Origin of the sequence: Paraburkholderia ribeironis (genome assembly GCF_900019265.1) — a bacterium.
In the GTDB taxonomy this organism is placed as follows: domain Bacteria; phylum Pseudomonadota; class Gammaproteobacteria; order Burkholderiales; family Burkholderiaceae; genus Paraburkholderia; species Paraburkholderia ribeironis.
The window spans coordinates 43,519-70,161 of sequence record NZ_CYGX02000044.1 but is presented as its reverse complement, the minus strand read 5'-3'; the positions used below and the strand labels follow the sequence as shown (position 1 = coordinate 70,161).

Genomic DNA, 26,643 nt, shown 5'->3' with positions numbered 1-26,643 from the left:
CGGGCCAGCACCTGCCCGCGTCCGATCGCACCATATGGAGCCTGGTGAGAGCTACACCGCCGTCAGCGAACGATGTCATAGCTGTAATCGGTCTTCGAAATATCAATCGTACTCGCATCCAGCGTTTCGAAAAATTCATCAAGGAGCGCCAGCAAAATTCGCAATCCGCCGGCATACCCCCAAGTCGGGTAGCGGTGATAGTGGTGGCGGTCGAAAATAGGGAATCCGAGTCGCACGAGGGGTGTCCCAGTGTCGCGCTCCAGGTACTTCCCATGTGTGTTGCCAATAAGGAAATCCACTGGCTCTGTGAATAGCAGCGAGCGCAGGTGCCAGAGGTCGCACTTCGGATAGACCTTGCATCCCGCACCATATGGCGACGCGTCCAACAACGCTCTGACCTTCTCCGCCCAGCCGTCGTTGCCGTTGGTCGAGAGCACGTGTACTGGCTCTGCGCCCAGTTCGAGCAGGAATTTCGTGTATCCAAGCATCTGGTCGGGATCGCCATAAAGTGCATATCGCTTGCCGTGGAGGCTCGCCTGACTGTCCGCCATGGCATCGACGAGCTGCCCCCGCTCCTTTTCCAGTTCAGCGGGGATCGGTTTGCCAGTTATGCGCGAAATCTCCATAAGGAAGTGGTCAGTGCCCGCAACGCCGACAGGCGCATTTAGCAAGACCACCTGCTGGCCGTGCTCAGCGATGAACTTGCTCGTCTTCTCGCAGCAATACTCCTGGAAGACGAACGTTGCCTTCGCGTTCAGCGCACGCTCGACGTCCTCCTTCGTGGTTCCGCCTTCGTACATCCGGAACTCGCCATCGGTTGGCGTGTTCCATGTATCGGACGGATCGCAGATGATGTTGACCGTCACGCCGAACAGATCGAAGATGCGTCGAATTTCCTTCATGTTACCGACTACGAAGCCGTCGAATCCACCGATAAAGTTCACGCTCTCGTCCGGCACACGCACGAGCGGTGTAACAGTGCCCGCCTTGCCGTTCCAGAAGTGCTTCAAGATGCCCAGTAGCGCATTGTCGTAGCCGGTCACGTGGCTGCCGACAAACGCGGGCGTGTGGGCGAACGGTACATCGTAGTCTTGCGGCACGCTGCCCTTCTGTTTGCTGTTCTTGATGAACGCGTCGAGGTCGTCGCCGATCACCTCTGCCATGCATGTCGTTGATACGGCGATCATCTCGGGCTTGTAGAGGTTGTACGCATTCGCAAGGCCGTCGATCATATTGTTCAGACCGCCAAACACCGCCGCGTCCTCGGTCATCGACGAACTGACGCACGACGTCGGCTCCTTGAAATGTCGCGAGAAATGCGAGCGATAGTAAGCCACGCAGCCCTGTGAGCCGTGCACGAACGGCAGCGTCTTGTGGAAACCGTTCGCCACGAACACGGCGCCAAGAGGCTGGCATGCCTTTGCTGGATTCACCATCAGGGAATCGCGGGCAAAGTTCTTCTGCTTGTAATCCTCAGTCTTTGTCCATTCGGCGATCTGATTCACCGCCTCCTCAGGATGGTTGAACTCGAAATTTTCCTTCTTGTTGCGAAGGAGTGCCTGATACTCAGGCTCCCGAAACAGCAGTTCGTGATCGAGAATGTTGTCGCTGGATTGGGGCATGACTCGCTCCTGAATCGATAATCTGGACAGCCGTCTGTCGGCACCGCGGCGCCGCTAAGGGCACGCTGCGATCAGGCAGCCTTTTTCCATGGCGCCTTCGATAGGCTCCAGACTGGACTCGAGATCGCCATGTCCATGTCGCGCGCAAAGATCGCGAAGCCGTCGTAACCGTGGTATGGGCCTGAATAATCCCAACTATGCATCTGGCGGAAGGGCACGCCCATCTTCTGAAAGACGTATTTCTCCTTGATGCCCGAGCCGACGAGGTCTGGCCGCGTGTGTTCGACGAATTTCTCGAATTCGTATCCGCTCACGTCGTCGTAGATCAGCGTGCCGTCGTTCACGTGATGCGTCGTGCGCTGGTAGTCGTCGTTGTGGGCGAACTCGTAGCCAGTGCCGACGACTTCCATGCCGAGATCTTCGTACGCGCCGATAACATGGCGCGGGCGCAGGCCGCCTACAAACAGCATCACCTTTTTGCCTTGCAGACGTGGCTTATACCTCGCTATGACCGCATCCATCAACGGGCGGTATTTGGCGATCACCTTCTCGGCGTTCGCCTTGATTGTGTCGTCGAATCGGCTCGCAATCTCACGCAGGCTCTTTTCGATCATTGTCGGACCGAAAAAGTTATATTCGACCCACGGAATCCCATACTTCTCCTCCATATGTCGGCTAATGTAGTTCATCGAACGGTAGCAGTGCAGCAGGTTCAGCTTGGATCTCGGCGTATTTTCGAGTTCCGCGAGCGTGCCATCGCCTGACCACTGCGCGATCACGCGCAGCCCCATCTCCTCAAGCAGAATGCGGCTTGACCACGCATCACCGCCAATGTTGTAGTCACCGATGATCGCGACATCGTACGGAGTCGACTCGAGCGCGGACCGCTTGTTTGGGTCCGCCTGGTCGAACACGCAATCGCGGATCGCATCGTTCGCGAGGTGGTGTCCGAGTGACTGCGATACACCGCGAAAGCCCTCGCAGCGCACCGGCACGATCGTGTGCCCTCCGTACTGTGTGCTTTTCCTCTTCGAGACTGCCTCGATGTCGTCACCGATGAGACCGATCGGACACTCGGTCTGGATCGAGATGCCCCTGTTGAGCGGAAACAGTTCCTGAATCTCGTCGACGATCTTGTCGAGCTTCTTGTCGCCGCCGAATACGATGTCCTTCTCCTGAAAATCGGACGTGAACTGCATTGTGACGAACGTATCGATCCCTGTCGTGCCGACGTAATAATTGCGGCGCGAGCCCCACGAGTACTGGCCGCAGCCGACAGGCCCGTGACTGATGTGAATCATGTCCTTGATCGGCCCCCAGACGACGCCCTTCGAGCCCGCATACGCGCAGCCGCGAATCGTCATCACGCCCGGCAGCGACTTGATGTTGGACTTCACCCCACAGTCGGGCTTGCCTTGCTCGAAGGAACCTAAATGCTTGGCCCGCCGCTTGGCCATCTTTTCTGGGTAAACTCGCAGCACTTCGTCGATGAGGGCCTTGTTAGCGGCCTTACGTTCTTCAACCGTCGCGGTCATTGCATATCCTGTAAATGGAGAATGTCATCGCCGGAATCGGCCGCCGTAAGCCGCACGGCAACCGTCGTCCAGCATTCGTCAGGTGGTCAGCTCGGCCGCGGTCTTGCCGACTTGCGTCTCATCGACCTGCACCATGATTCCTTTCTCCATCAGCAGGTCTTCGAGCTGGTCCATCGTGATCGGCGTCGGGATCACGCCATTGCCGCCGTTGTTATGAACTTTCTCGGCAAGCGCGCGATACTGGTGCGCCTGTGAGCTGTCCGGCGCGTACTCGATCACGGTCATTCGCCGCAGTTCCGCGTGCTGGACGATGTTGTCGCGCGGCACGAAGTGGATCAGCCTCGTGCCGAGCATCGTCGCGAGCGATTCAGCAAGCTCGAGCTCCTTGTCGGTCTTGCGCTCATTGCAAACGAGGCCGCCCAGGCGCACGCCGCCGCTGTTTGCGTACTTCAGAATACCTTTCGAGATGTTGTTCGCTGCATACATCGCCATCATCTCGCCCGACATCACGATGTAGATCTCCTGAGCCTTGTTCTCGCGTATCGGCATCGCGAAGCCACCGCACACCACGTCGCCGAGCACGTCGTACGACACGTAGTCGACACCGTCATACGCGCCGTTCTCCTCGAGGAAATTGATCGACGTGATGACGCCGCGGCCCGCGCAGCCCACGCCCGGCTCAGGACCACCCGACTCCACGCAGCGGATGTCCTTGTAGCCGATCTTCATTACGTCATCGAGTTCGAGGTCCTCGACTGAACCGGCTTCCGCCGCGAGAGAGAGGATCGTGTCCTGCGCCTTCGCGTGCAGTATCAAGCGTGTCGAATCAGCCTTTGGATCACACCCTACGATCAGGATTTTTTGCCCGAGGTCGCTCAGCGCCGCGAGAGTATTCTGCGACGTGGTGGACTTGCCGATGCCGCCTTTTCCGTAGAAGGCGATTTGCCGAAGTTGAGACATTGTCGTACTCCATTGAGATAGAAGGTGAAACCAAGGTTGCGAATCAGGGCTGCAAAGCCGCGACCATGTCCTCAGCCTGCGGTGTTCGTATGGTCTTTTTCTATCGAGTCACGCATCGGCCGGATTGTGTCCGCGCGGCCACGTCTCGTGCAGCTTTCGTGCCATCGGCGCACGAATCGTCGAAACGATTGCTAAATCCGGCCTTCAGCAAATTTTCCGAAATTGCGCTCTCCGACGTTCTCGACGTCGTCTTCCCGACAAACCGCGCGTTTTGTCGCAAACGACATTGGCCGTACCGGGCCGCCTTTCCCGCTTTAGCCTGTTTAGCGGCGCCTAGGCCGACTTTGGCGCTGGTACGGATGTTGCAAACTTCCCTGCAAACTTCTCTGCCATCTCGCTGACGAACGAACCAGCGCCCAGATTCGCGGGCGCTCCAGAAGTTTAGAAAAGAGGAATACTGATGACTGATACGCTCAGCCGCCACGAACTCGATGAAACTCCATTTGCCCGTCTGCAGCACGAGGGCCGACTCCTCAACGCAGTGTTCAAGGGGCACACGAACACGCCTCGCCGGATCGGCTTTCGCGGCGAACTCGCGCTACGCTTCGGGCCGAGGCTCGCCGACGAGGCGCGCCCGCCCGAGCTCTCTTGCGAGCAGGTCATGGCGGTGGCCGACGTCGGCGACCCGTACCTCCCGTTCTTCGCCGGTTGGCTACTGAGCTTCGAACACCTGAGGGATGTCGCGGAGGTGCTCGGCGACGCCCTCTCGGCCAGCGGAAAGTATTTCCTGTTCTGCGACAACATCGATCTGTCCAGTCGCTATCAGGTGCCATACAAAGGAGCGATGTTCTACGTTCTACCGATTGTGGAATCGACGGTCTACAACGAGATGCTCGAGCTCCTATACCTGGAGAAGAGCCAGCTGAAGAAGAAAGACACGGCCGGTAAGCTCGACGCGGTCGCCGACGCCGGGATGCTGGTCGACTTGTCCTTTGACACGATCAGTTACGCGGAAGGACTCGAACTGATGGGACCGGTTCGTAATCCCAACGAAAACAGGCCAGTCTGACGTTCGTTTCGGCGCGCGTCGAGCGCATCGAATTGCAGCCGTGCGCCCCAACGTGACGGCGACGCTTATCCACTTAGCCGGAGTGCAATCATGTCACTGGTCACCGACACTGTCCCACATGAAAGCGCGAGCCGTAGTGACACCCCACGCGCCGACGCGGATCGGCAAACTCCTGCGTGCTCAGCGGTCGCTAAATGGCTATCTGCACACGACTTCCCGGACACTCAATCGCGCAGCATTCACGGCATGACGCCGCTGATGCTGGCGGCGCTGCACGGCGAAGACCACATAGTCGCAGCGTTGCTCGACGAAGGTGCATGCGTCGGCGCGCTCGACGACGGAGGTAACCATGCGCTCTGGTACGCATGTCTGGGCGGCGCGCCCGCGCCGATCCTACGGTTGATCGGGGCCGGCCTCGACATTGATCACGCGAATGGGAACGACATCACGTGCCTGATGCAGGCCGCCGCCAGCGGCCGGGTCGAGGTTATGTGGTTGTTGATGTCGCTCGGTGCGAGCGACAGTCTCGTTGCGCCCGACGGGCGAAACGCATTCGACATGGCCGCGGATTTCGGACTACAGCTATTCCTTACCGTAGGCCAACTCAGAGAGGCCAAGCGGGGATCGCTCCGCGCCGCCGATCGGCACAGCGCCGAACTAACGCAACCAGGGACCGCGGGTAGCGTCTTGCCGGATAGCGCTCCCCGCTGAACAGAGACTCCTTATGCCGCTCTACGACTATGTATGCCGCAACTGCCGGTTGCGTTTCGAAACACTGGTGCGCGCTGGCACGACGCCTGTCTGTCCGCGCTGTCGCCGCAGTACCGAGCTGGATAAACAGGTCAGTGCACCATCCGCCCCTGTGCGCAGCAAGGCGATCATCACGGCGGCACGCCGCCAGGCCGCGCGGGAAGGACATTTCAGCAACTACTCGGCTGAGGAGCGCAGCGAATTCCTGCGCCGGAGTTAAACGGAGTTAAAGAGGGAGTTAAAGAGGCGCAGCACCAGCACAGCGGGCTACCACCTTCTCCGCATCTAGCCAGGAAGAGAAGCGCCAATCGATGAGCTAGAGGTAGATTGCGGCCCCGGCACCGACGTTGGTCGCTGTGTCCTTCAATGTCTTGACGATGTACCTCACGTCGTGTGCACCAAGCTGAGTGTGCAGCGGCAATGCAAGTGCCCGGTCGCCAATCCGCTCCGTGTCAGGCAGGGAGCCACGCCGGCCTCCGATAACGTCGGCGGCCCTCATGTAGTGGAACTGCTCGTGCAACGGATGACTGTAGGCCGCCGTTTCTATGCCGCAAGCCTGCATGTCGTCGATCATCTGGGCACGCGCGCTATGGGTGAACCGCTTGCCCAGGTGCACGACATAAAGCATCCAGTGCACTTCTTCCACGTCCTCCGCCTGATACGGTGGCTTGATACCCTCGAAGGTTTCCATCGCTTCCTGATACCAGGCTTCCACGCGCTTGCGTTGGGCGAGCCGTTCGTCGAGCCCGGCCAGCTGTGCCAGGCCGAGCGCGGCGGTCAGCTCACTCATGCCCGCCTGCAACGGCACACGGGCACCGAGCGACACCGACTTGCGGTCCGCGCTCAAGCGCCGGCGCAGGTAACGCAATTCGTACGCCAGGCTTTCGTCGTCAGTGACCAGCATGCCGCCTTCTCCCGCGCATAAGGCCGAGGGTGCCGAAAAGTCGAACACCGTCACTTTGCCGAACGATCCCACACCGCGCCCCCGATAGCGCGACCCGAGCGACTCAGTGCTGTCCTCGATCAGACTGAGACCATTCGCATCGGTTAGTTCGCGCAACGGTCCCCAGGCCGCGGGATGCCCGTTGGTATTGCCAGCAAGGATTGCACGCGTGCGCTTACCAATCTTCTGCTGAGCCTTGGTCACGTCCAGGCAGCCGCTCCAATAATCAATATCGGCAAACACCGGTGCCGCGCCTGCCAATGTGATCGCGTGCGCGACCTGATGCCACGTATGCGATGGGCAGATAACTTCGTCGCCCGGACCGATACCAAGCGCACGCAGCACCATCCAGGTGCCGAGCGTCCCGCTCGCCACGGCAACCGCATGGGCGCGGCCGCTCCAGCCGGCAAATGCAGCCTCAAACGAGTCGAGCATTGGTCCATCGCTCCAACGCGAAGATTGCAGTACCGCATGAACGAGTTCAATCTCTCTCGCCCCGCAGGCTGGCTCGCTAAGTGTAATTTGGTCAGTCGCCATCGCAGACTCCCTCTTCGGCAATGATGAGCATATTGGCCTCACTTGCCTCTGTCGTCACGGAGACGCAAACCCCTGTCGACGTCGCGAGGTAGACGCGGCGGCCACGAAACTCGATAACTGGCTTTTCATTGCGCAGTTCGACCGCGCTGATCCGAATGACACGCACGTCGGGATAACGCTTGCGCCAACTTGCCGCAGCTTCCGGCAGCGTCGGTTCGTTGAGAATCAACTCTGTTATTGCATTGATCTGATCTGCAGTGAGCGCCATGTCAGTCGTGCCCGCCCGCCACGCGCCGCGCTTCTACAGTGACCGGAAGCGTAGTGTCGGCCGCCAGCTCCGGCAACTGGAACTGCCAGCCGTTTGCGAGCGTAATGAGTCCACCCCACATCGGCACCTGAGCGATGTAGACGATCGGCTCCTCCAAATCCTTCTTCGGCACGTAGGCGCTGAGTATGCCCTTTCCGTCCTTTCGGATCATGAGTTTCACGTTGAGACCTCCTGGGTTGGTTGGAAAATTCGCGCCGTACGAACGCGTATCGCTTTGAACTAGCGGCGCAAGCAAACTTGGCAACGCTGGCCGCAGGTGACGAACGTCCAGCGACGAACATGTGAACTCTCATAGGCCGAACTCGTCTTTCTCGCGCAATGGTCCGAGCGCGGCAGGAGCAATTTCGTCCTCCATGCAGCCGACCGCCCGCCCATCAAACTCGACGAGGTACACCGGTTCGCCAGTCTTGACCACATGCCCCACATTGACGATCTCGCCGAGCGCGCCGGCCCTCACAAGACACTCACGTTGGCCCAGGCCGGGATAACCGCCGTCGTTGCAAAGGTCGTGCAGTGCCACCACGCGCATTCCCCACGGATAGACTGGCTCTAGCGAATCAGAGATCATCCAATGCATCCTCGATGTGTTGCGCGCGCCCGAGGTTGCTGTCCCCGCGCCACCTTCGCTGTGGGCGTTACCTAGACCGATCCAGCGAAGATCGCCGGCGCGCTCGCCCAGATACGCGATCACGTCTTCGGGAAGGTGGTCGAGCGTGCATAGTTCCTTCGCGCGCATGCCGACGCGGTGATCGCTTTCAACAAAGTGAACCGCATAGATGTAGAACCGCTGCAGGAACGTGTCGATTCCGGTGACGTAGCCCACGTCGCCTTTGCTTACAAGCAGCTCGCCCATGTCCTTGCCGGTGTACGTACCGTCGTTGCGGATCGAGGAGCGAGAAATGACGCGTTCGCCGATCCTGAAGCGCGGCGCAAATGTGATCTCGATGGCATCGTCGTTGTCCACGTCACCCATGATCTGCTTCCGTGAAAGGCCGAACTGCGTACTTCACGATACTTGCCGTGGCAACAGGGGACGACCGCGTCCAATCGCACCCACGTCCACCCGCGCGACAGTGAGCTCGCTCGCGCCCGCGCTGGCGGCGACGCCCGACCCCTGATCGGCCTTCATGAACGCAAAACCCGACCGATCCGGCGTATCGACGAAGTCGATCGTCACGCGATCCAGCAAAACGCGGCTTTCTGCCGGCAGGAAAAGACGCAGGCCATTGACCTCCATCGCCTCGTCGCCTGGCTGCGCCTCGGCTACGGCGCTGAATTCGGTTTCATATCCAGAGCAACCGCCGGAGTTCACAAGCAGACGAAAGCCCGCACCAGATGGCAAACCGGAAAAGCGCACGATACGGCGCATGAACTTTTCGGCGGCAGGTGTAACGGTAAAGTTGGGCAACATGATGTCGATCTCGTCAAATTGAGCAATCGTTAGAATGCCGGTAGTGCGATGCGCGCGGCAGCGGTGTCAGGCCGGCACGATGCACCCGTCCACGGGGCACACCGCTACGCACTGCGGACTATCGAACTGTCCTTCGCACACCGTACATTTCTTCGGATCGATTGCGAAGACGCCACCTTTCTCGCCGATGGCAACATTTGGGCACTGCGGCTCGCAGGCCGAGCAGCCAGTGCAGGTCGAGGCAATGATCTTCAAGGCCATAAGGGCACTCCTTGCGATGATGGTCTGTATAACCCGCGCGCGGCAGGTATGACTGTCCTGCCTGACGCTCAAACAGCGCCATCTGCCATCGAAGTCGGTAACGTGTTCTGCCGGGTTGCGGCGTCGCCGCGTTCCTCGTGCACGATCTCGCCCCTGGCGAGACGGCTGCAATGGTCGGTGAACCATGCAAGCGCGGCCTTTTCGATGGTTTCGTGGGCGTACTGGTCTACCGGCTCGATGCCCGCGTGCGATAGCTCCTTGCGCGGACACAAGCCAATCTTTGCGACCAGCACGGCATGGCAATCGTTGATCGCGCGTATGAGCGGCGGTAGGCCCTCTTCGTCGCCATAGCCGCCCTGGCAATAAGACTCCACGCGGCGGTGGCCGACAAAGAACACTCCGGTAGCGCTGACCTCGAAAATCTGGAACTCGGAGACATGCCCGAAATGCGCGTTCACGCGCCCGTCTCCCTTCGTCGCAACGGCGATCAGGACCTTCAGGTCGCCCGGCACTTCGCTCCCCTGCACGAAGGCTAGTGCCTCTTGTATCGCCTCGCGCTGCGCATTGCGTTGAGCTTCCACGCGGTGCTGATATTCCAGGCGGTAGTCGAGGTCATATTCGACTTCCATGTGGTCAATCCTGTCGAGCGTGAACTCCTTATGGCGGTCCTCGCCGAGAAGGCCTACGGCATCCGCGCGGCACTGCCGGCAATGGCGCATCAAGTTCACACCACCGATGCAAGCGTCCTGCACCGCCTTCAGCTCGCGGGCAGTGGGGCCGCGCTGGCCGTGCAGGCCGAAATACGTGCCATGCTCAGGGTCTGAGATCAGCGGCATGATGTTATGCAGGAACGCGCCGCGCTTCTTTACCTCGCGATTTACCTCGATCAGGTGTTCCTCGTTGATGCCCGGGATCAACACCGAGTTGATCTTCGTCAGTACGCCACGTGCGGTCAGCATCTCCAGCCCTCGCATTTGCCGCTCGTGAAGGATACGCGCGGCCTCCTTGCCCGTGACTCGTCTGTGGTCCCAGAAAATCCACGGATATATCTTTTCGCCGACAACGGGATCGACCATGTTGATGGTGATCGTCACGTGGTCAATGTTGTTTTTGCAGATCTCGTCGACAAAGTCTGGCAACGCGAGGCCATTCGTTGACAGGCATAGCTTGATGTCCGGAGCGCGCTCACGAAGCATGCGAAACGTGTCGAAAGTTTTCTTCGGATTGGCGAGCGAGTCCCCCGGACCCGCGATGCCGAGCACGGTCAACTGCGGAATCAGGGCCGCGACGGCCATCACCTTTTTCACGGCCTGCTCCGGCGTCAACTTCTCCGACACGACACCAGGCCGCGACTCGTTCGAACAGTCATATTTGCGGTTGCAGTAGTTGCATTGGATGTTGCAGGCCGGTGCCACCGCCACATGCATGCGCGCATAATGGCGATGCGCCTCTTCCGAATAACATGGGTGATTCCTGATCTTTTCCCATACTTCTGCCGACATACTCGCGGGTGGGTCGGACGAATCGCAGTTCGACTTGCCTGTGCCGCCGTATGAACCACAACCGCCACCCCGAACGAGTGCGTCTACGGTCGGCACTAAGGGCAGTGCCTGCCTGACGCCGATACGGGCAGTCGAGGGCAGCATGCTGGCATTCGCGCAATCTTGCATGAATATCTCCCCGCAACCTGCAGTGGTTGCATGGTAGGTAATAGCGAGATCCATGCCACTCGGTCGAGCTCCGTTAATACGCGAGTCCGGCGAGCTCCAATAAGTCTTGTTGTCGTGCGTCGGCACCCAAACCCGACAACCACGCCCTATTCTGTCGCTGTTACGACAAAGAGCATGCGACCCGTGTTGCAGCAACAAATTATTTTGTTTAACTAATTATTCTGAATATGCAGCGAGAGAACGGGTGCGAACATACTGTCCGCTCTCGGATACAACCGATCGGGCCGCCTCAGGCCCGGCGGCACTGTCCGGAACGGGACATTCGCGACACAAACAATCGGGCCATGCACTGTCATAACCCGACATAGTGCCTGTCAACATCCCCGCAAAATCGTGCTCCGACTGTAGATGCTCGCTTGGCACAACACTTGCACGCCATCGGCGACAACTCAAGAGACCTGACATGCTCAATCCGATCATCAATGACACGACACTTCGCGACGGCGAGCAGACCGCCGGCGTCGCGTTTCGGACCGAGGAAAAATGCGCAATCGCCACCGCACTGTCGCAAGCCGGCGTGGCCGAACTCGAAATCGGAATTCCTGCCATGGGCGAAGACGAAATGGCGTCGATCGCTGCAATTGTCGACCTGAACCTCGACGCCCGGCTGATGGTTTGGGGGCGCCTCACCGACGACGATCTCACCGCGGCATTGCGTTGCAATGCCGATATCATTCATCTTTCGGTTCCGGTTTCGGATATTCATTTGCAGCACAAGCTGCGGCAGTCGCGCAGTTGGGTACTGGCGCAGATCGCACGCATCGTTGACGAGGCAGCGAAAAGTCACTCCAAGATTTCCCTCGGCATGGAAGACGCCTCGCGCGCGGACCCCTCGTTCCTCATAGAAGTGGCTCGATGCGCGCAGCAGCACGGGGCCCAGCGCGTGCGCTTTGCCGACACTGTCGGCATCCTGGACCCTTTTAAGACCTTCCACACCATTGCAGCGCTGCGCGGTGCCGTCGACCTGGAGATCGAAATCCATGCGCACGACGACTTCGGGCTCGCCACAGCCAACACACTGGCCGCCCTTAGGGCCGGCGCGACCCATGCGAGCACCACCGTCAACGGCTTGGGTGAGCGGGCCGGCAATGCAGCATTGGAAGAAGTCGTGATGGGCGCGCGGCACCTGATGCGACGAGACACTGGCGTCGACACCGGAGCGCTGTTCGACATTTCGTCGCTGGTCGAACAAGCATCAGGCCGCACAGTTTCCTTCAACAAGAGCATCGTCGGAAGGGGGGTCTTTACTCACGAGTCGGGTATTCACACCGACGGTGTCGCGAAGCACCCCGCGACCTACGAGGGATTCGATCCAGCAGAGCTCGGCCGGCAACGGTCGACGATACTCGGGAAACATTCTGGATCTCAAAGTGTGCGTGAGGCCTACGACGCTTTGGGCGTGAGAGTGTCGCAGCGGCTCGTCCCGCTGCTGCTTGCACGCATCCGCTCTTTCGCCACGCGGTACAAGCAGGCACCTAATGCAAGCGATTTGCGCCGCTTCCTGAACGAAGCCCGCGTCACGCGAGTGAAGGTGTCGTGAGTGTGGTTATCGCGGCCAAACTTGTCCAATAGGAGCAACGGCATGCAAGGAGTCATCGAACAAGTGCGTCACCTGTCGTCGGCCGAGGATTTTCTGCGATTCTTTGACATCTCCTTCGACGAGAGGGTGGTGAACGTGAGCCGCCTGCACATTCTGAAGCGCTTCTTCCAGTACACCAGGCAGCAGGAAGAACTGCCGCGTGACAACGTGACGGCCATGCTCGCCATCTATCGAGGCTTACTGCAGAAGGCCTACAACGACTTCGTTGTGTCCACGCCCGCGGAGCAAAAGGTATTCAAAGTTTTTCAGGAAGCGGACGGACGGCGGCTAGTCTCTCTTGACAACCTGCGCGCGTCGCTGCCGGCACGCGGCGGCGCCTGACCTGGAGTACCTCAATGCATATTGTCGTCTGCATCAAGCAAGTCCCGGATTCCGCGCAGATCCGGGTTCACCCTGTCACCAACACCATCATGCGCCAAGGTGTCCCGGCGATCGTGAACCCGTACGACCTGTTCTCGCTCGAGGAAGCGTTGCGGCTAAAGGACCGCTTCGGCGGCACGGTCACGATACTCTCCATGGGACCGCCTCAGGCCGAGGACGCGCTGCGCAAATGCATCAGCTACGGCGCTGACGACGCCGTGCTCGTCACCGATCGCGCCTTCGCTGGCGCCGACACGCTCGCGACATCGTATGCGCTCGCGACCGCGATCCGACAGATCGAGAAGGAACAGGCGGTGGACATGATCTTCACCGGCAAGCAGACGATCGACGGCGACACGGCCCAAGTCGGCCCCGGCATCGCGACGCGCATGGCCGTCCAGTTACTCACTTACGTATCGAGGATCGTCGAAATCGACCTCGCCGCGCGCACGATCGTCGTCGAGCGCCGCGCCGAAGGCGGCGTGCAAGTGCTCAAGACTGGACTGCCATGCCTCGTGACGATGCTCGAGAACACGAACCAACTGCGCTTCGCAACAATGCCCGCAATGATCCACGCGGCCGGCTTCCCAGTGCGCAAATGGAACCGCGAGCAGGCCGGCATTGAGGACGTGAGCAAGATCGGGCTGAAAGGCTCACATACCGTGGTCAGCAAAGTGTTCGGCCCGACGCCGCGTGATGAAAATGCCGAGATGCTCGAACTCGATGGGTCTAGCCTGCGCGACGCGGCGCTGAAACTGGTGCATAAGATATTCACTCGCCATCCGACACTGGAGGCGGACCTCATGATGAAGAGGGCCTCATGAACTCGCTCGCTGCCTCAGACAAAAAGCCGGTCGCGCCGGCGAAACCGGCCGGCGGCCGTAGCCTTGCACTGCCCGAACACCTGAAAGCCTACCAGGGTCTCTGGGTCTTTCTTGAGCACGAACGCGGCCACGTGCATAGCGTGTCGTGGGAGCTGCTCGGTGAGGCTCGCAAGCTCGCCGACAAACTCGGCAGTCACGTCGCTGTGGTGGCGCTCGGCGGTACGGACGAGCCGCTTGAGCAATTTGCCACTGAGGCGTTCAGTTTGGGCGCGGACAAGGCGTATGTGATTCACGACCCAGTGTTGCTCGGCTATCGCAACGAGCCGTTCACGAAGGGGCTGACCGATCTGGTCAACAAGTATCGCCCTGAGATTCTGCTGCTCGGTGCGACCTCGATGGGTCGGGATCTCGCCGGCTCCGTGGCGACAACGCTCTTGACCGGCCTCACTGCAGACTGCACTGAATTGAGCATCGATCCGACCTCGCGCGCGCTGGCGGCCACGCGGCCGACTTTCGGCGGCTCGCTGCTCTGTACGATCATGACGCTCGCATATCGCCCGCAGATGGCGACGGTGCGCCCACGGGTCATGGCGATGCCGCAGGCCCAGAAAGGCCGCAGCGGCGAGATCGTGCAGGAGGCGCTCGGGTTCATCGAGGCCGACATTGTGACAAAGTTGCTCGACTTCATCGCCGATGCGAAAAGCAGTCAGATCAACCTTCCCTACGCGGACGTGATTGTGAGCGGCGGCAAGGGACTAAAGAACCCGGAAAACTTTCAGCTCGTGTTCGATCTGGCGCGGGTACTCCGTGGCGAAGTTGGCGCAACTCGCCCGTGCGTACAGGCGGGGTGGGTCGAGGCCGACCGGCAGGTCGGACAGACTGGCAAAACCGTGCGGCCCAAACTCTATATCGCAGCCGGCATCTCCGGCGCGATCCAGCATCGCGTCGGCATGGAAAGCTCGGACGTAATTGTCGCAATCAATACCGACCCGAACGCACCGATTTTCGACTACGCGCACTACGGCATCGTCGGGGACGCGCTGCAACTGCTGCCGGCGCTGACGCACGCCTTCAAAGACCACGCGGCACCGCGGCAAATCGGACACGTAAGGAGAGTCAGATGAGAGAACCACCGCAATTCGATGCGATCGTCGTGGGCGCCGGACCGTCCGGCAACGCCGCAGCCTACGTTATGGCCAAGGGCGGACTAAAGGTGCTTCAGATCGAGCGCGGCGAATATCCCGGAAGCAAGAACGTTCAAGGCGCGATCCTTTACGCCAACGCGCTGGAACAGATCATCCCAGACTTTCGTGATCACGCGCCACTCGAGCGCCACATCATCGAGCAGCGCATGTGGATGCTCGACGATACTTCGTTCGTGGGCACACACGTGCGCAGCGACGACTACAACAAGCCGCCGTATAACCGCTACACGATCATCCGCGCGCAGTTCGACAAGTGGTTCTCATCGAAGGTACGCGAAGCCGGTGCATTGCTGATCTGCGAGACCACGGTGAATCATCTGATTATGGACGGTGACCAGGTCGTCGGCGTGCAATGCGACCGCGAACACGGTGAGGTCTATGCAAACATCGTGATTCTCGCGGACGGCGTCAACTCAACGTTGGCACGCAAGGCGCGCTTTCATGGCGAAATTAAGGCGGGCAACGTCGCGCTAGCTGTGAAGGAGATTCTCTTCATGCCCGAGGAGACAATTCGCCAGCGCTTTAACGTTGCCGATGACGAAGGCGTCGTGATAGAAATGGTCGGCCGCATCACCGAAGGCATGGCAGGTACGGGGTTCCTCTACACGAACAAGGAGTCGCTGACCATTGGCGTCGGCTGCATGTTGAGCGACTTCAAAAAGAACTCGAACCGCATGAGCCCGTACGTGCTACTCGAAAAAATGAAACATCATCCGTCGATCGCGCCACTCATCGCGGGCGGCGAGATGAAGGAGTACTGCGCGCACCTGATCCCCGAAGGGGGCTTCAATGCGATTCCTAAAGTGTACGGCAATGGCTGGATGATCGTCGGTGACTCAGGCGGCTTCGTCAACGCCGCGCATCGCGAAGGTTCCAACCTCGCCATGACGACTGGACGCCTCGCCGCCGAGACCGCGATAGCCGCAAAAGCTGCCGGCTGCCACGGCTACCGCGCTAGCGCGCTGTCGGCGTACAAGACCGCGCTCGACAAGAGCTTCGTGATGAAGGATTTGCACAAGTACCGCGACATGCCAAAAGTCCTGCACCGCAATCCGCAGTTCTTTACAACATACCCTGATCTCGTAGCTAAAGCGGCTCGCACAATAATTACTGTTGATGGCGTCGACAAGAAGACCAAGAAACACGAGATCATGGCCAGTTTCCGCGAAAGTCGCTCGCTGACAGGGTTGGTCGGCGACGCATACAAATTCTGGAGGGCCTTCCGATGAAAACGGTCACTGTCAATATCGAGGAGAAGCTGTTTCAAAACCGCTACCGCGTGGACGTCGGGCGGCCGCACGTCCACATAAAAAACGTTGACGTCTGCACCAACGACTGTACAGACAAGAGTTGCACGTTCGTGTGTCCCGCCTCGTGTTATCGCAGCGAGAGCAACGGCTCGGTCACGCTGATTACCGACGGCTGCCTGGAATGCGGCAGTTGCCGCATTCTGTGCACGGACCACCACAACCTCGAATGGGAGTATCCGCGCGGCGGCCATGGCATCCAGTTCAAGTTCGGGTAGACAAACATATCCATTATCACATCGGCTTCCGGCCGCGGCAAAAGCGGTCGGGAGCCTCATCCATATCAGAGCAACTTAATGAACCTCCTTACCGGTATCGAATCGACCGACCTCTTCGGCGGCGACGTCCCACCCGCCGTGCTACAGCTGATCGACCGAACCCGCGGCCGCGGCAAAGACGAGGTGGCCGCCGTATTGTGGACCACGGTTCTGTCGTATCCGCGCTGCCTGCCACCCTACTATCTGCTGTATAAGTTCCATGCGAACCGGGGTGAACTTGGCGAGGCGCAGGGGGTCGCCACCAAGGCTTTGGCGGTCGCCGCCCGGCAAGCGTCGCTCGACAGCGACTGGTGTGCGGTACAGCCGGGCGACGCCGACTTCACCATTCCTGGGCCGGGCCGCTTCTGGCTCTTCACGCTAAAGGCGCTCGCGTTCATCAGCGTGCGGCGTGGTGAACGCGCCGTTGCACTGAAGCTGATCGCCAAGCTGCGCAGGCTGGATCCGATCGATTGCGTAGGCCTGGACGTCGTAGAAGCCTTGCTCGCTCAGTCCGGGTCCCGATAATCGCCAGGGCAGATCAACAATCTGGCAGATTGCCAACCAACGTGTCCCCAGCGCGGCTATGGCAGAACTCCATGCAAGTTCTTGGCGATCATTTCAGTATCGCTTGAACGTAAGCGTGGCTTCATGACCGTCTTGTATTAGCATGGCGGCTTTCGAATCTGAAACAGCGAGGTGCGAGTGGACCCACGTTTAGTCATGAACCGAGTAGTCGCCATCGTGGTGCCGAAGGCTCCGTTCGTTGACTGGATCAACGGCGTTGATTCCGCGCCGGGCATGGCATTGACGCTGGAGCAAGTCGGCGAGGACACCAACGCTTTTCTGGTTCCCGCATCGGATGCTTATCCGGAGGTCACGGCCGGACACTGGCTTCAGAAGCACTGGCAGACCATCTTCGAGCGCATGCTGGCGGACTGGTGTGTCGACGAGCATCTCTGGCCGCGAAGCCGGACGCCAAAGATGTTCAAGGCCTGGTGCGAGATCCGCATGCACTCGATTGTCCTGGATTGCGCAGACGAACCAATCGACTACGTGGCTTGACTCAGCGCCCCGGCAGCTCGCCGGGGTAACAGTCCGTTGATCCGGTTGATCGGATGATCGGCGATGCGTGCAAGCACATGGCGCAGATACGCCTCCGGCGTCGATGCCATCAAGCTTTGCAGTTCATGCCGAATCCCGCGCTATGTCGAAGCAAATCGTATCATTCACTCTTGGTCATGCGATGCGGTTTGCGCATTCGGCATAGTCTGACGCTCTCTTCAATCATTTCGACGGGAAGGAGTAGACTTCGTGTGGCTTGCGAATTCAGTCACCGGCTCGCACGCAAACGGTGCGCGCGGGCCTGCAGGTTAGCTATCTGGACAGCCAGATCTTCATTCCGGCCCGAAGCAATCCGCGAAATCGGCACAATCTGCGCAGTTTGAAGCCTTGCAGATAATCAACGCCTCGCGCTCGCACAGTTGCTTGTAGAGGAATTTTTTCCACTTCATGCCGTGGACGTTTTTTTCAGCGAGCCGTGGAAACCAGTAGCCCAGCAGCGCCGACAATTCGCTCCGAGAAGGAAGCCGCAAGTCCTGCCACAGGTGTTTTTTCCCCACACAGGCGCAGGCCAGCGCATGGGAAATGCAATGGACCTCGCTGGTTGTGCCTGCGCACGGTTCAGCATGCGCCTTGAACAAGGCTACGATTTCTTCGACGTCGTCGTAACGCGATCCTCGTCGCCACGCCACAGTCGATGCGCCCAGTTGCAAGGATAGTGCACTGTCGACGCCGGGAAACCAGCGCGCAAGCAGCCACCGGGTCTCGTCCGCGTCCAGTCCGCGGATGGGCAATGTGTGCACGCCGGCTTCGTCGAACGCCGCTGAGAGAACGCCAGCGAGCGCAAGGACCGTGGAGTCGTTAGCGTCTATCGCGTGGCGCATCAACGTCGCGTGGAAATCCGTGGCCATCTTCTCTCGCTCAGACCTGAACTGCCGCGTGTCTGTAACACTTTTTCGGGCAGATCTGCGCGCATGCAGTGCAGCCGATGCACAACTCCCGGTGCGCGATAGTCATGACTTTCTTTTCGTACTCTTCGTCATCGTCATCGAGCGGAATAAGGTCGCCACCCTCGCTCACACCAACGAGCTGGAGGACACCACGAGAACACACCCGAAAGCACCGTCCGCAGCCGATGCATTTCTGCTCATCGAGTGTGGAGACAAAGGTCGGTGTCCACATCTCGCCGCCAGGTAGCTTCACGCTGAAGGTATCGCTCATATCAGGCTCCCGGGCGGTTCACCAAGAAGCCGCCGCTGCAGCCTTGCGCGCGTCCATTAGCGCGGCGTGCGCGTCGTGACAGCGCTGGGCAACGATCAGTATGCGTTCCCAATTGGTCGGCAGCTCTTCCGACAGGTCGTGCAAATCCATCTTGGTCTGTATGGCCCGCGTATTGAGTTTTTTCAGGCGCGCCTTCAGTTCTTGCGAGTCATTCATCATGTCCTCCCTGTCAAACGCTGCACCGCGGGCGTCGCTGTCCGCAAGCGCGGCGATCTTGTCGACAACGGCTTTAGCCATGAGATGCCTCGTCATCCTCTGCAAAATCGTATGATCTGGCAGCATTTTTGGTGAGCGCCTTGCGCAACCACGGCGGTGGGGTGCCTCTCAAGACCTCCCTCAGCTTGATCAGGATGTCTTCGATCGGCTCTGGCTGTGACACCTTGACTGGATGGACCTTGAGCGCCACCACGCGCGCCGCGCCCGAACCACCGATAGCGGCAACGTACAGGATCGCGCAGCCGTGGATCGCTTCGAGCTTCGGCGCGAGCTTGTCCTCGTCGCCGTCGTCCTCCAGCTTGCCATCAAAATCAAAGGCCTCGACGAACGTGTGGCCCTCTGCTGTCACGTCGAAGATGACAATGCTTTTCGCCCAGCCGAAGTGCGCGTCGACATGCACCTTATCCTGCGTGGCAAATGCGATTTTCATGCGATGATTTCCTCATGACGTTCATGTGGTGGCCGCGACGCCCGGATTTTTCACTTCACGCGCGGGATTGCCGCAGCAAGATCGACCGACGCTTGCGGAAGCGCCCAGTCGCCCGGATGGTGGTGCGTAATCTGCTCGATCATCAGATTTGCGACCTCGAGGATGAGATTCATCGTGCCTCGATAGCCGATCTGGCAACGATGTGCGTTGCCGAGGCGGTCGAACACGGGAAAGCCTACGCGCATGAGTGGCTTGCCGAGGCGCGCGGCCATCTGCCGGCCGTGCGAATGCGTGACGAGCAGATCGCAACCGCTCGCACCTCGAGCCATGTCTTCCAGATCACCGAGCATCACCTCGCTCGCCGGCAGTAGCGCATGCGACGCCGATGTGGTCGTGCTGACGCAGACCGACAGTTCGGCGCCCATTTCTTGCAGCAGCGAACCGATTGCAAGCAGCAAGTCCGGTTCCGCGCCGAGGGCCACCTTGATGCCGCCGGTGTAAAAGTGGCCGTCCAGCATCGCATCGAGCAGTTGGCTGCGCTGCCGGCGGTACTTCGCCGGAACCGTCCGGCCCGACAGTTGCGCGAGGCGCTGCAAGAGCCGGTCGTTGGGCTCCAGTCCTGTAAGCCGCTCAAAAATTTCGAACGGCGTGCCAGCTAGCGTCTCCAGCGCCTGCGCAGCCTCGCGCGTTTGCTCGCCCACGCCGATTGTGAAGGCCGAAGCACCCGCCGCACGGATCTGATCAAGCGTAGTTCCGCCCAGCGTGGTCCCGCGCCAGTCAGGAGCAACGTGGCCATCGAGCGAACCCGAGACGTCCGGCAGTACGATCGGGTCTAGCCCAAATGCACCGACGATTTCGCGCAGCTCGTCGATATCACCTGGCGATAGATGACTGCCGGGAAGCAGGTTGACCTGTCGGTGAACGGTCGGCAGCGGCTTAACGAGTGTCTTCACGATCGCCGTAATAGCATGCTTGTAGCCGTCCTCGAAGGCGCCAATATAGTCTGGCGTCGATACGTAGACGAGTTCGGTGTCGTTCAACTCGGGCTTGCGTTTGCGCACCATCGCGAGATGACCCACGATGTCTTCCCCGCTCGTCTCAGTCAGCCCCGTCGAGCAGAGCACGATGATTTTCGGCGCCGCACGCTTGCGAATGTTCAGCAGTGCCGTCTCGACGTTCTCATATCCGCCCAGAATGGTGGTGACCTCATTCATCGCCGTAGTCTGCAGCGGGACTGCCTCTTTGAAATGGCGCACCAGCAGCACGAGGCCGAACGACGTGCAGCCCTGCGAGCCGTGCATCACCGGCATGCATGCGTCGAGCCCCATGGCCGCATAGCTCGCGCCGAGCGGTTGGCTCATTTTGAGCGGGTTGACCGTGCAGGCTTTCTCTGATTCGACGACTATTGCCATGATGTCGGCTCTCCGCTGTACTTAGGCCGCGACGCCCGGGCGAAGGCCGATCGCGCAATCCTGCTCGCTTGCGCGCGGCGGCACCCGCGTCATGTGCTCCGGGAACTGCGCCCGCCCGGCACCGAGCCCCTCGCCGTCGTCATCCCACGGCGCCGGAATACGCACCTGCTGCCAGACCGGGTTATGGATCGCGCGGTCGATCTCGTGCACCAACTCGACAATGCCCTCATACCCCGCGTATGGATGATGGCGTTCCTGGTTGACGTCGAGCCATGGCATGCGCGCCTTAAGCGCGACAAACTGCGAGCGCCCACCTGACAGCATGATGTCGGCCTTTGCGTCGCAGAGCATCTTGTACATTTCGCGTGCCGTCATATTGTCGACCATGCGCGCGTCGTCGCCCATGATCTCCTTGATCCTCTCCTTGTCCCCCTCCGTGCTCTTCTTCACACTCGTGCCGACGATCTCGAGCCCCACCTCCTGCAACGCCGCCACAACCGACCAGGACTTCACGCCGCCTGTGATCAGCAGCACCCGCTTGCCATCGAGGCGCTCCCTGTACGGCGCAATGCGCGCCCATGCGCGCGCCTCTTCTGCCTCAATCAAGCGCTCAGTACGCGCGAGGAGGTCCTCGGGTGCACCCTGCTGCACCAGCAGCCTCGCGACGCGGCGCAGCGCGTCGCTCATGTCGCCGATTCCGTAGAACGAACCCTCAAAGTACGGAACCCCGTAGCGCTGCTGCATCTTTGTCGCGATGTTGATCATCGACTTCGAGCACACCACCATGTTGACCTTCGCGCGGTGCGCACTCGCGATCTCACTGTAGCGGCCGTCGCCGGAGATGCAAGACAGGATACGGATACCGAGCGCGTCGAAGAGCGGTTTCGTCTGCCACAACTCACCCGAGAGGTTGTATTCGCCGATGATGTTGATGTCGAAAGGCGTCGTGTGCGTCGGCTCGCGAGTGCCGATCACGTAATCGAGAATCGCCTCGCCCCCGAGTTTGTTGCCGAAGTTCTTCGATCCCGCGAAACCGGGGGCGTTCACGGGTATGACGGGCTTGCCGAACTTTTCAGACGCGTGCTTGCACACTGCCTCTATGTCGTCGCCGATCAGTGCGGTCACGCACGTCTGATAGACGAACACGGCGGGTGGATCGAATTTTTCGATGATCTCGCGCACACTCCTGAAGAGCCTCCTCTCGCCGCCATAGATCACATCCAGCTCAGTGATATCGGTCGTGAAACCCGTACGGTAGAGCGTCGGTCCCGACGAAGCCGCATGGCGGTTATCCCAGGAGTTACCTTCGCACGCAATCGGCCCGTGCACGAGATGCGCAACGTCAACCACTGGCTGGAGTGCAATCCGCGCCCCGTCGAATGCACAGCCGCCCGCCGCAGCCCCTGGCGAGAGTTGCTTCGCGCAGCCTTGCTTGCGCTCGCTCTCGCTCTTTGCCCGGTTCTTCGCACAACCGGGCTCGTCGAAAACATCTGCAGTCCTAGCCTTGAACCACATCGTAGAGTCCTGAGAATAGGAGGTCCATGACTACTGGCAAGTTGCGTACCACCGCCGCAGCCCGCATGAGTCGCCATCGCGGCACCACGCTGCTGTAGAAATTGTCGTCATTGTGACCTGCTTTGACAGAGTTGAATGGATTGCGACACAGCTCCATGATGCGACAGACGAAAGCCTGGCCAACGTCCTCATTCCATTTGGTTTTTGTGACGGTGTGGGACGAGCACACCCTGTGGGACCAGCACACCCGGCATGGGCTGCGACTTCGCATACCGCCAGTCGCAATATGGGAAGCATGCAGGCGTGGTCACAGGCCTCGCCAGGTGTCAGAAGCGACGTAGCTTGATCCCGTGCTTGCGCAGCGCATAACCAATCTGCCGCGGCGTGATGTGAAGGAGCCGTGCAGCCTTCGCCTGCACCCAGCCACAGCGCTCCATTGCCCAGACGAGCCGCTCGCGTTCGCCCTCCGGTCTGTCGCCACCCTCCGGCACATCGACCCTGCCACCGTTGCGCTCAACTGCGTCGACGCACCCAAAAGAGTTTGACGCTTCGCTGGTCGTGACGTTCGACGGGCGAGCGGGACGTACTGCGTCTACTCGCTCTATGTGATGCAGTACCTTCGTGAGACACCGGTCGGTCTCACAGAGAAATGAAAAGCGATCTATCGTGTCGTAACGCGTCATCGTGGCAGTCCGCTCAACACAGTTCTCCAGCTCACGCACGTTACCGGGCCAGTAACAGCTCGAAAGAACGCACAACGCTTCGTCGCTGAAGCGCACCGAGCGACCGTTGTCACGGTTAAAGCGATCAAGGAAGTACTGCGCCATCGCCGGAATGTCCTCTCTCCTCTCACGCAGCGGCGGCAAATGAATGCTCACGACGTTAATGCGGTAATACAGATCCGCGCGGAATTCGCCATCCTTCACCATTCGCTCCAGATTGCGGTTCGTCGCAACGATCAGCCTCACGTCGACTCGCACGGGCGTCGCGCCGCCTACCCGTTCGAACTCTCGCTCCTGCAGAACGCGCAGGAGTTTTGCTTGGAAAGACGGCGAGATATCGCCGATCTCGTCGAGGAAAAGTGTCCCGCCGTGCGCCAGTTCGAAGCGCCCCTTGCGTTGACATTGCGCACCCGTGAACGCGCCCTTCTCGTGGCCGAACAACTCACTTTCCAGCAGTGTTTCCGTGAGCGCCGCACAGTTCACCGAGACGAATGGCTGGTCCTTGCGCGGGGATAGACTACAGATCGCACGCGCGATCACCTCCTTGCCGGTGCCGGTCTCGCCGCGCAAGAGCACCGTCGTTCTCGCAGGCGCGACCTGATGAATCTGCGAGAACACATTCTGCATAGTTGCAGACCCGCCGATCGCGTTATCGAGCTGATGCAAAGGAGGAATCGCCTTTGCCCGGCGCCTGAACTCCTCCTGCGCGCCGTTGCGCATTGGGCTCGCCTCACGATCAAGCAAGAGTGCCTGCCCCATCGGCGCCGCAACGACTTTCATAAGTTGGAGGTCGCTCGCGAAAACGCGCTTCCCGTCCGGATTCTCGCAAAATGCAACAAGCACGCCGAGCGGCCGCCCTTCGTGCCGGATCGGTGTCCCAAGTAAAGCGACATGCTCACCGTCGGATCCACCGACGGCCCCCATGCGGTCCACGAAAAGCGGTTCATCATCCAACTTGGGCACGATCACGGCGGAGTCGCTCGTGTGTATGCGTCCTACGATCCCTTCACCGGCCAAAAAGCGCGCACGTTCGCGCCAGCCGTCTGACAATCCAGTGCTACATAGACCGCCGAGATGTCCGTCCGGCTCCGCGACGGCGATGAACGCGGAGCGCCAGCCGAGCGCATATGACAGATAGCGCAGGGATGTATCCAACGTCTGCTCAGCGTCCCGGGACGAGACCAGCGTCTTTACTACTTCGTATACCACATCGAAATCGCGAGGGCTCTCATTGACATGAAAATGCGGCATTAGATTTAAGCTCCGGCGATAGCTCGCCAACGCCGTCGGACACACGGCTCGACACAATGGCGACGCCACATTCGCGCTGGCCACGGCGAATTCGGACGCCATAAGTGCACGCGCGTCGACAAAACGGACAAATCGCAGCTGCGATGTAGGATAGGCGCGACAAAGACAACAACGTCCCTCTGCGCGCGCCTAGGATACTAACCGAAAAAAAACGTAGGCTTTGCGACAAATTCACGTCAGCGCCAGTGTCTATGACCAGTGCTACTCACTGACTCATACGAAGGTTCGAAGTAAACTGCAGCAGATTTTGCTCTATAGGACCGCCAAGTTGGAGTGACCCCATGATCTTCGAAGTGCGGCCCCGGTTGCATTGACGACATCGCTCATTTATCGGGCAACGAGCCATTTTCAAACGCTATGTGTAGTAGGCAGTCGGCGGAGAGCGCCCAATCCAGCCAATTGACCAGTGATTTCTGCTTTGGTGCAAGATTAATCTGCGGCGCCCGCAGTCGTGAAAGCAATGTCATTAAATTTTTGTCCGGTTTTTCAATGACATTGGTCGAAGTTCACCCGCCCGCTTCTTGATCTCGCAACAATCTCCAACTGGCTGCCTGCGCCAGGATCGAGGCTGTTCAGCGCAACCACGCTGCGGCATATGCCGCGGGCTTTGACGCGTCGAAAGATCGCACCTTCGACGCAGCCACGGCACGACGTAGATCAGTTGGGAAAACGTAGCGGCATGGCGGCGTGCTCTCTGCCGAGTGCGCCGTCTTCTGACGAACAGAGTTGCAGCGAGCGAAAGAGGAAGCGCTGCAGTGCGGTTGCTGCGGACGTGCGGTCGTTCGAACTCGCGTGACTAAATAGACCAAATTCAGCCACCGGCGGCATCGGCAGCCCGACAGCAATCGGATCGATCGCGCGCATCGTATCGCGGCGCACGTGCCAGTCGAGCAGTAAAGCGATACCGAGCCCGGCCTCAACGGCCGACTGGATCGCGGACAGACTCGTGCTTGTACAGGCGACGCGCCACGCGATGCCAGCATCAAGCAACGTCGCAAAGAAGTTTTCCTGCCATCGACATGCTCCACCGAATGCGACGATCGGCAGGGGGCCATCACGTAGGTCGGCATTGCGGGCACGTGCGGCGGCCCAGCGAAGCGGATGCCGCCAGGTAACGAGCGGCTCCGCGTGGATCAGCGCAGGATCGCCGATCGCGAAATCAAGTGTGTTGCTTGCGAGGCGCTGCGATAACACCGGGCTCGCATCAACGACAATCTCCAGCGCGACATCGGGAAACGAAGCTGAGAATTGCCGCAGTGCATGGCGGAGGTGACTCATTGCGATGTCTTCCAGAATGCCGATCCTCACCGTGCCTGAGACGTCGCCAACAGTCAGTGCGGAACGGGCCGCGAGGCCAATTTCGAGCAGCTTGTGCGCATACGGCAGTAGCACGCTGCCCGCCGAGGTCGGCTTCACGCCGCGCGGTGAACGTTCGAGCAGGCGTTGGCCGACTTCGTCTTCGAGACGTCGAAGGGCCATGCTCACGGCAGCCTGGGTGCGATGGAGTGCCATAGCAGCATTGCTCACGCTGCCGGCTTCTACCACCGTCACGAACGTACGCAGCAGCGTGCTGTCGAGATCGCGAATCATCAATTTCCCTCATGCAGACATAAAGATTATCAGCTTATACCACGCATACAGCTGCGGTTAGTATCCTTCCGTCACTCACACACGGAGCATAGAAAGGAGAATTTTACAAAAATCAAGCCGGATACGCGTTGCTGAAAGCCTTTGCACGGCACTATCGCGCCGCTGTCCGCCGTCGCATCCATATGCACAGTCCAATGAGGCGCTGTGCGGCTACCCCCGGCGATGGCGTACAGACGATTAGCACAACGTGGCTACCGCTTCGCTTGCCGCGTTAGCGCTCGAGGCCATCGTGCGGCCGCCTGTTTGGAAGGTGGAAGGAGTACCTATATGGCGGCGGTACACAAGATGCGACCAGCTCGCTTCAGTCGACAAAATCCATTCGAGGCGAGAGCGTTCCAATAAGGTTTG

The 26,643-nt window shown here is 59.8% G+C and carries 28 protein-coding genes and 3 pseudogenes; 11 read left to right on the top strand and 20 right to left on the bottom strand.

The window, feature by feature from the left end; all coding sequences use genetic code 11:
- Positions 1 to 62 precede the first annotated feature (62 nt).
- From nifK to nifH, 3 genes are all read right to left on the bottom strand, one after another.
- Positions 63 to 1,622 carry a nitrogenase molybdenum-iron protein subunit beta gene (nifK, locus tag BN2475_RS19810; RefSeq protein ID WP_094781201.1) on the bottom strand — a complete coding sequence of 520 codons (1,560 nt, stop codon included), beginning with the start codon at positions 1,620 to 1,622 and terminating at the stop codon, positions 63 to 65.
- Between the two features lie 71 nt (positions 1,623 to 1,693).
- Complete coding sequence (gene nifD / locus BN2475_RS19805) at positions 1,694 to 3,157, bottom strand: nitrogenase molybdenum-iron protein alpha chain (protein WP_094781200.1); 1,464 nt, start codon at positions 3,155 to 3,157, stop codon at positions 1,694 to 1,696.
- 78 nt (positions 3,158 to 3,235) lie between these two features.
- Positions 3,236 to 4,117 (bottom strand): nitrogenase iron protein, encoded by an 882-nt coding sequence (gene nifH, locus BN2475_RS19800; protein WP_094781199.1) that lies wholly within the window; start codon positions 4,115 to 4,117, stop codon positions 3,236 to 3,238.
- Positions 4,118 to 4,577: 460 nt separating this feature from the next.
- On the opposite strand from nifH, the gene BN2475_RS19795 reads away from it, so the two are divergent.
- The 3 genes from BN2475_RS19795 to BN2475_RS19785 all read left to right on the top strand — a co-directional run bounded on the left by BN2475_RS19795 (position 4,578) and on the right by BN2475_RS19785 (position 6,156).
- Positions 4,578 to 5,186 (top strand): hypothetical protein, encoded by a 609-nt coding sequence (locus tag BN2475_RS19795; RefSeq protein WP_094781198.1) that lies wholly within the window; start codon positions 4,578 to 4,580, stop codon positions 5,184 to 5,186.
- 90 nt (positions 5,187 to 5,276) lie between these two features.
- The gene (locus BN2475_RS19790; RefSeq protein WP_094781197.1) at positions 5,277 to 5,897 is read left to right on the top strand and encodes an ankyrin repeat domain-containing protein; all 621 of its coding nucleotides are present in this window, start codon (positions 5,277 to 5,279) and stop codon (positions 5,895 to 5,897) included.
- A gap of 13 nt (positions 5,898 to 5,910) precedes the next feature.
- Positions 5,911 to 6,156 carry an FmdB family zinc ribbon protein gene (locus BN2475_RS19785; RefSeq protein ID WP_094781196.1) on the top strand — a complete coding sequence of 82 codons (246 nt, stop codon included), beginning with the start codon at positions 5,911 to 5,913 and terminating at the stop codon, positions 6,154 to 6,156.
- Positions 6,157 to 6,252: 96 nt separating this feature from the next.
- Here BN2475_RS19785 and BN2475_RS19780 read toward each other — a convergent pair whose 3' ends face one another.
- The 8 genes and pseudogenes from BN2475_RS19780 to nifB all read right to left on the bottom strand — a co-directional run bounded on the left by BN2475_RS19780 (position 6,253) and on the right by nifB (position 11,086).
- Entirely contained in the window at positions 6,253 to 7,416 is a 1,164-nt protein-coding gene (locus BN2475_RS19780; RefSeq protein ID WP_094781195.1) for a DegT/DnrJ/EryC1/StrS family aminotransferase, read from the bottom strand.
- A complete protein-coding gene (locus BN2475_RS19775; protein WP_094781194.1) occupies positions 7,406 to 7,684 on the bottom strand; it encodes a hypothetical protein in 279 nt (92 codons plus the stop codon). The genes BN2475_RS19780 and BN2475_RS19775 overlap by 11 nt, the downstream gene beginning before the upstream one ends.
- Position 7,685: 1 nt before the next feature.
- Positions 7,686 to 7,904, bottom strand: coding sequence for a putative nitrogen fixation protein NifT (gene nifT, locus BN2475_RS19770; RefSeq protein ID WP_094781193.1), 219 nt, complete (start codon positions 7,902 to 7,904; stop codon positions 7,686 to 7,688).
- 129 nt (positions 7,905 to 8,033) lie between these two features.
- A pseudogene (locus BN2475_RS19765) lies at positions 8,034 to 8,282 on the bottom strand (nitrogen fixation protein NifZ); the annotation flags it as partial.
- 105 nt (positions 8,283 to 8,387) lie between these two features.
- Positions 8,388 to 8,717 (bottom strand): annotated as a pseudogene (locus BN2475_RS36360) (nitrogen fixation protein NifZ); the annotation flags it as partial.
- Between the two features lie 33 nt (positions 8,718 to 8,750).
- Positions 8,751 to 9,155 carry a HesB/IscA family protein gene (locus BN2475_RS19755; protein ID WP_094781192.1) on the bottom strand — a complete coding sequence of 135 codons (405 nt, stop codon included), beginning with the start codon at positions 9,153 to 9,155 and terminating at the stop codon, positions 8,751 to 8,753.
- 66 nt (positions 9,156 to 9,221) lie between these two features.
- The gene (locus BN2475_RS19750) at positions 9,222 to 9,416 is read right to left on the bottom strand and encodes a 4Fe-4S binding protein (protein ID WP_094781211.1); all 195 of its coding nucleotides are present in this window, start codon (positions 9,414 to 9,416) and stop codon (positions 9,222 to 9,224) included.
- A 68-nt stretch (positions 9,417 to 9,484) separates the two neighbouring features.
- Positions 9,485 to 11,086, bottom strand: a complete 1,602-nt coding sequence (gene nifB, locus BN2475_RS19745; protein ID WP_094781191.1) for a nitrogenase cofactor biosynthesis protein NifB — start codon at positions 11,084 to 11,086, stop codon at positions 9,485 to 9,487.
- Positions 11,087 to 11,549: 463 nt separating this feature from the next.
- Between nifB and nifV the strand changes: the two genes are divergently transcribed.
- The 8 genes from nifV (at position 11,550) to BN2475_RS19705 (ending at position 17,761) form a co-directional block, all read left to right on the top strand.
- A complete protein-coding gene (gene nifV, locus BN2475_RS19740; protein WP_094781190.1) occupies positions 11,550 to 12,686 on the top strand; it encodes a homocitrate synthase in 1,137 nt (378 codons plus the stop codon).
- A gap of 42 nt (positions 12,687 to 12,728) precedes the next feature.
- Positions 12,729 to 13,067 (top strand): nitrogenase stabilizing/protective protein NifW, encoded by a 339-nt coding sequence (nifW, locus tag BN2475_RS19735; protein WP_094781189.1) that lies wholly within the window; start codon positions 12,729 to 12,731, stop codon positions 13,065 to 13,067.
- A gap of 14 nt (positions 13,068 to 13,081) precedes the next feature.
- Positions 13,082 to 13,930 carry an electron transfer flavoprotein subunit beta/FixA family protein gene (locus BN2475_RS19730; RefSeq protein ID WP_094781188.1) on the top strand — a complete coding sequence of 283 codons (849 nt, stop codon included), beginning with the start codon at positions 13,082 to 13,084 and terminating at the stop codon, positions 13,928 to 13,930.
- On the top strand, positions 13,927 to 15,054 hold the full coding sequence (locus BN2475_RS19725) for an electron transfer flavoprotein subunit alpha/FixB family protein (RefSeq protein ID WP_094781187.1): 1,128 nt from the start codon (positions 13,927 to 13,929) through the stop codon (positions 15,052 to 15,054). The genes BN2475_RS19730 and BN2475_RS19725 overlap by 4 nt, the downstream gene beginning before the upstream one ends.
- Positions 15,051 to 16,364, top strand: a complete 1,314-nt coding sequence (locus BN2475_RS19720; RefSeq protein ID WP_094781186.1) for an FAD-dependent oxidoreductase — start codon at positions 15,051 to 15,053, stop codon at positions 16,362 to 16,364. The genes BN2475_RS19725 and BN2475_RS19720 overlap by 4 nt, the downstream gene beginning before the upstream one ends.
- A complete protein-coding gene (locus BN2475_RS19715) occupies positions 16,361 to 16,660 on the top strand; it encodes a ferredoxin family protein (protein ID WP_094781185.1) in 300 nt (99 codons plus the stop codon). Before BN2475_RS19720 ends, BN2475_RS19715 begins: the two co-directional genes overlap by 4 nt.
- Positions 16,661 to 16,738: 78 nt before the next feature.
- Positions 16,739 to 17,224, top strand: a complete 486-nt coding sequence (locus BN2475_RS19710) for a hypothetical protein (protein ID WP_094781184.1) — start codon at positions 16,739 to 16,741, stop codon at positions 17,222 to 17,224.
- 177 nt (positions 17,225 to 17,401) lie between these two features.
- Positions 17,402 to 17,761: a hypothetical protein gene (locus BN2475_RS19705; RefSeq protein ID WP_245841421.1), complete on the top strand. Its 360-nt coding sequence runs from the start codon at positions 17,402 to 17,404 to the stop codon at positions 17,759 to 17,761.
- Here BN2475_RS19705 and BN2475_RS33680 read toward each other — a convergent pair.
- The 9 genes and pseudogenes from BN2475_RS33680 to BN2475_RS19665 all read right to left on the bottom strand — a co-directional run.
- Positions 17,749 to 17,884, bottom strand: a pseudogene (locus tag BN2475_RS33680) (transposase domain-containing protein); the annotation flags it as partial. The gene BN2475_RS19705 and the pseudogene BN2475_RS33680 overlap by 13 nt on opposite strands.
- A 209-nt stretch (positions 17,885 to 18,093) precedes the next feature.
- On the bottom strand, positions 18,094 to 18,669 hold the full coding sequence (locus tag BN2475_RS19700) for a nitrogen fixation protein NifQ (RefSeq protein WP_094781182.1): 576 nt from the start codon (positions 18,667 to 18,669) through the stop codon (positions 18,094 to 18,096).
- 10 nt (positions 18,670 to 18,679) lie between these two features.
- Positions 18,680 to 18,979, bottom strand: coding sequence for a ferredoxin III, nif-specific (gene fdxB, locus BN2475_RS19695; RefSeq protein WP_094781181.1), 300 nt, complete (start codon positions 18,977 to 18,979; stop codon positions 18,680 to 18,682).
- A gap of 18 nt (positions 18,980 to 18,997) precedes the next feature.
- Entirely contained in the window at positions 18,998 to 19,276 is a 279-nt protein-coding gene (locus BN2475_RS19690) for a CCE_0567 family metalloprotein (protein ID WP_245841419.1), read from the bottom strand.
- Positions 19,269 to 19,685: a nitrogen fixation protein NifX gene (nifX, locus tag BN2475_RS19685; RefSeq protein ID WP_094781180.1), complete on the bottom strand. Its 417-nt coding sequence runs from the start codon at positions 19,683 to 19,685 to the stop codon at positions 19,269 to 19,271. Before nifX ends, BN2475_RS19690 begins: the two co-directional genes overlap by 8 nt.
- A gap of 50 nt (positions 19,686 to 19,735) precedes the next feature.
- Positions 19,736 to 21,097, bottom strand: coding sequence for a nitrogenase iron-molybdenum cofactor biosynthesis protein NifN (gene nifN, locus BN2475_RS19680; protein WP_094781179.1), 1,362 nt, complete (start codon positions 21,095 to 21,097; stop codon positions 19,736 to 19,738).
- A gap of 21 nt (positions 21,098 to 21,118) precedes the next feature.
- Positions 21,119 to 22,612, bottom strand: coding sequence for a nitrogenase iron-molybdenum cofactor biosynthesis protein NifE (gene nifE / locus BN2475_RS19675; RefSeq protein ID WP_094781178.1), 1,494 nt, complete (start codon positions 22,610 to 22,612; stop codon positions 21,119 to 21,121).
- Between the two features lie 326 nt (positions 22,613 to 22,938).
- Positions 22,939 to 24,585, bottom strand: coding sequence for a nif-specific transcriptional activator NifA (gene nifA / locus BN2475_RS19670; protein ID WP_094781177.1), 1,647 nt, complete (start codon positions 24,583 to 24,585; stop codon positions 22,939 to 22,941).
- A 717-nt stretch (positions 24,586 to 25,302) separates the two neighbouring features.
- Positions 25,303 to 26,235 (bottom strand): LysR family transcriptional regulator, encoded by a 933-nt coding sequence (locus tag BN2475_RS19665; RefSeq protein WP_094781176.1) that lies wholly within the window; start codon positions 26,233 to 26,235, stop codon positions 25,303 to 25,305.
- Between the last annotated feature and the right edge of the window lie 408 nt (positions 26,236 to 26,643).

What these genes read in the sequence shown, in the direction of transcription:
- nifK (WP_094781201.1), bottom strand. Translation starts at nt 1,622, where the DNA reads ATGCCCCAATCCAGCGACAACATTCTCGATCACGAACTGCTGTTTCGG.
- nifD (WP_094781200.1), bottom strand. Translation starts at nt 3,157, where the DNA reads ATGACCGCGACGGTTGAAGAACGTAAGGCCGCTAACAAGGCCCTCATC.
- nifH (WP_094781199.1), bottom strand. Translation starts at nt 4,117, where the DNA reads ATGTCTCAACTTCGGCAAATCGCCTTCTACGGAAAAGGCGGCATCGGC.
- BN2475_RS19795 (WP_094781198.1), top strand. Translation starts at nt 4,578, where the DNA reads ATGACTGATACGCTCAGCCGCCACGAACTCGATGAAACTCCATTTGCC.
- BN2475_RS19790 (WP_094781197.1), top strand. Translation starts at nt 5,277, where the DNA reads ATGTCACTGGTCACCGACACTGTCCCACATGAAAGCGCGAGCCGTAGT.
- BN2475_RS19785 (WP_094781196.1), top strand. Translation starts at nt 5,911, where the DNA reads ATGCCGCTCTACGACTATGTATGCCGCAACTGCCGGTTGCGTTTCGAA.
- BN2475_RS19780 (WP_094781195.1), bottom strand. Translation starts at nt 7,416, where the DNA reads ATGGCGACTGACCAAATTACACTTAGCGAGCCAGCCTGCGGGGCGAGA.
- BN2475_RS19775 (WP_094781194.1), bottom strand. Translation starts at nt 7,684, where the DNA reads ATGGCGCTCACTGCAGATCAGATCAATGCAATAACAGAGTTGATTCTC.
- BN2475_RS19755 (WP_094781192.1), bottom strand. Translation starts at nt 9,155, where the DNA reads ATGTTGCCCAACTTTACCGTTACACCTGCCGCCGAAAAGTTCATGCGC.
- BN2475_RS19750 (WP_094781211.1), bottom strand. Translation starts at nt 9,416, where the DNA reads ATGGCCTTGAAGATCATTGCCTCGACCTGCACTGGCTGCTCGGCCTGC.
- nifB (WP_094781191.1), bottom strand. Translation starts at nt 11,086, where the DNA reads ATGCAAGATTGCGCGAATGCCAGCATGCTGCCCTCGACTGCCCGTATC.
- nifV (WP_094781190.1), top strand. Translation starts at nt 11,550, where the DNA reads ATGCTCAATCCGATCATCAATGACACGACACTTCGCGACGGCGAGCAG.
- nifW (WP_094781189.1), top strand. Translation starts at nt 12,729, where the DNA reads ATGCAAGGAGTCATCGAACAAGTGCGTCACCTGTCGTCGGCCGAGGAT.
- BN2475_RS19730 (WP_094781188.1), top strand. Translation starts at nt 13,082, where the DNA reads ATGCATATTGTCGTCTGCATCAAGCAAGTCCCGGATTCCGCGCAGATC.
- BN2475_RS19725 (WP_094781187.1), top strand. Translation starts at nt 13,927, where the DNA reads ATGAACTCGCTCGCTGCCTCAGACAAAAAGCCGGTCGCGCCGGCGAAA.
- BN2475_RS19720 (WP_094781186.1), top strand. Translation starts at nt 15,051, where the DNA reads ATGAGAGAACCACCGCAATTCGATGCGATCGTCGTGGGCGCCGGACCG.
- BN2475_RS19715 (WP_094781185.1), top strand. Translation starts at nt 16,361, where the DNA reads ATGAAAACGGTCACTGTCAATATCGAGGAGAAGCTGTTTCAAAACCGC.
- BN2475_RS19710 (WP_094781184.1), top strand. Translation starts at nt 16,739, where the DNA reads ATGAACCTCCTTACCGGTATCGAATCGACCGACCTCTTCGGCGGCGAC.
- BN2475_RS19700 (WP_094781182.1), bottom strand. Translation starts at nt 18,669, where the DNA reads ATGGCCACGGATTTCCACGCGACGTTGATGCGCCACGCGATAGACGCT.
- fdxB (WP_094781181.1), bottom strand. Translation starts at nt 18,979, where the DNA reads ATGAGCGATACCTTCAGCGTGAAGCTACCTGGCGGCGAGATGTGGACA.
- BN2475_RS19690 (WP_245841419.1), bottom strand. Translation starts at nt 19,276, where the DNA reads ATGGCTAAAGCCGTTGTCGACAAGATCGCCGCGCTTGCGGACAGCGAC.
- nifX (WP_094781180.1), bottom strand. Translation starts at nt 19,685, where the DNA reads ATGAAAATCGCATTTGCCACGCAGGATAAGGTGCATGTCGACGCGCAC.
- nifN (WP_094781179.1), bottom strand. Translation starts at nt 21,097, where the DNA reads ATGGCAATAGTCGTCGAATCAGAGAAAGCCTGCACGGTCAACCCGCTC.
- nifE (WP_094781178.1), bottom strand. Translation starts at nt 22,612, where the DNA reads ATGTGGTTCAAGGCTAGGACTGCAGATGTTTTCGACGAGCCCGGTTGT.
- nifA (WP_094781177.1), bottom strand. Translation starts at nt 24,585, where the DNA reads ATGCCGCATTTTCATGTCAATGAGAGCCCTCGCGATTTCGATGTGGTA.
- BN2475_RS19665 (WP_094781176.1), bottom strand. Translation starts at nt 26,235, where the DNA reads ATGATTCGCGATCTCGACAGCACGCTGCTGCGTACGTTCGTGACGGTG.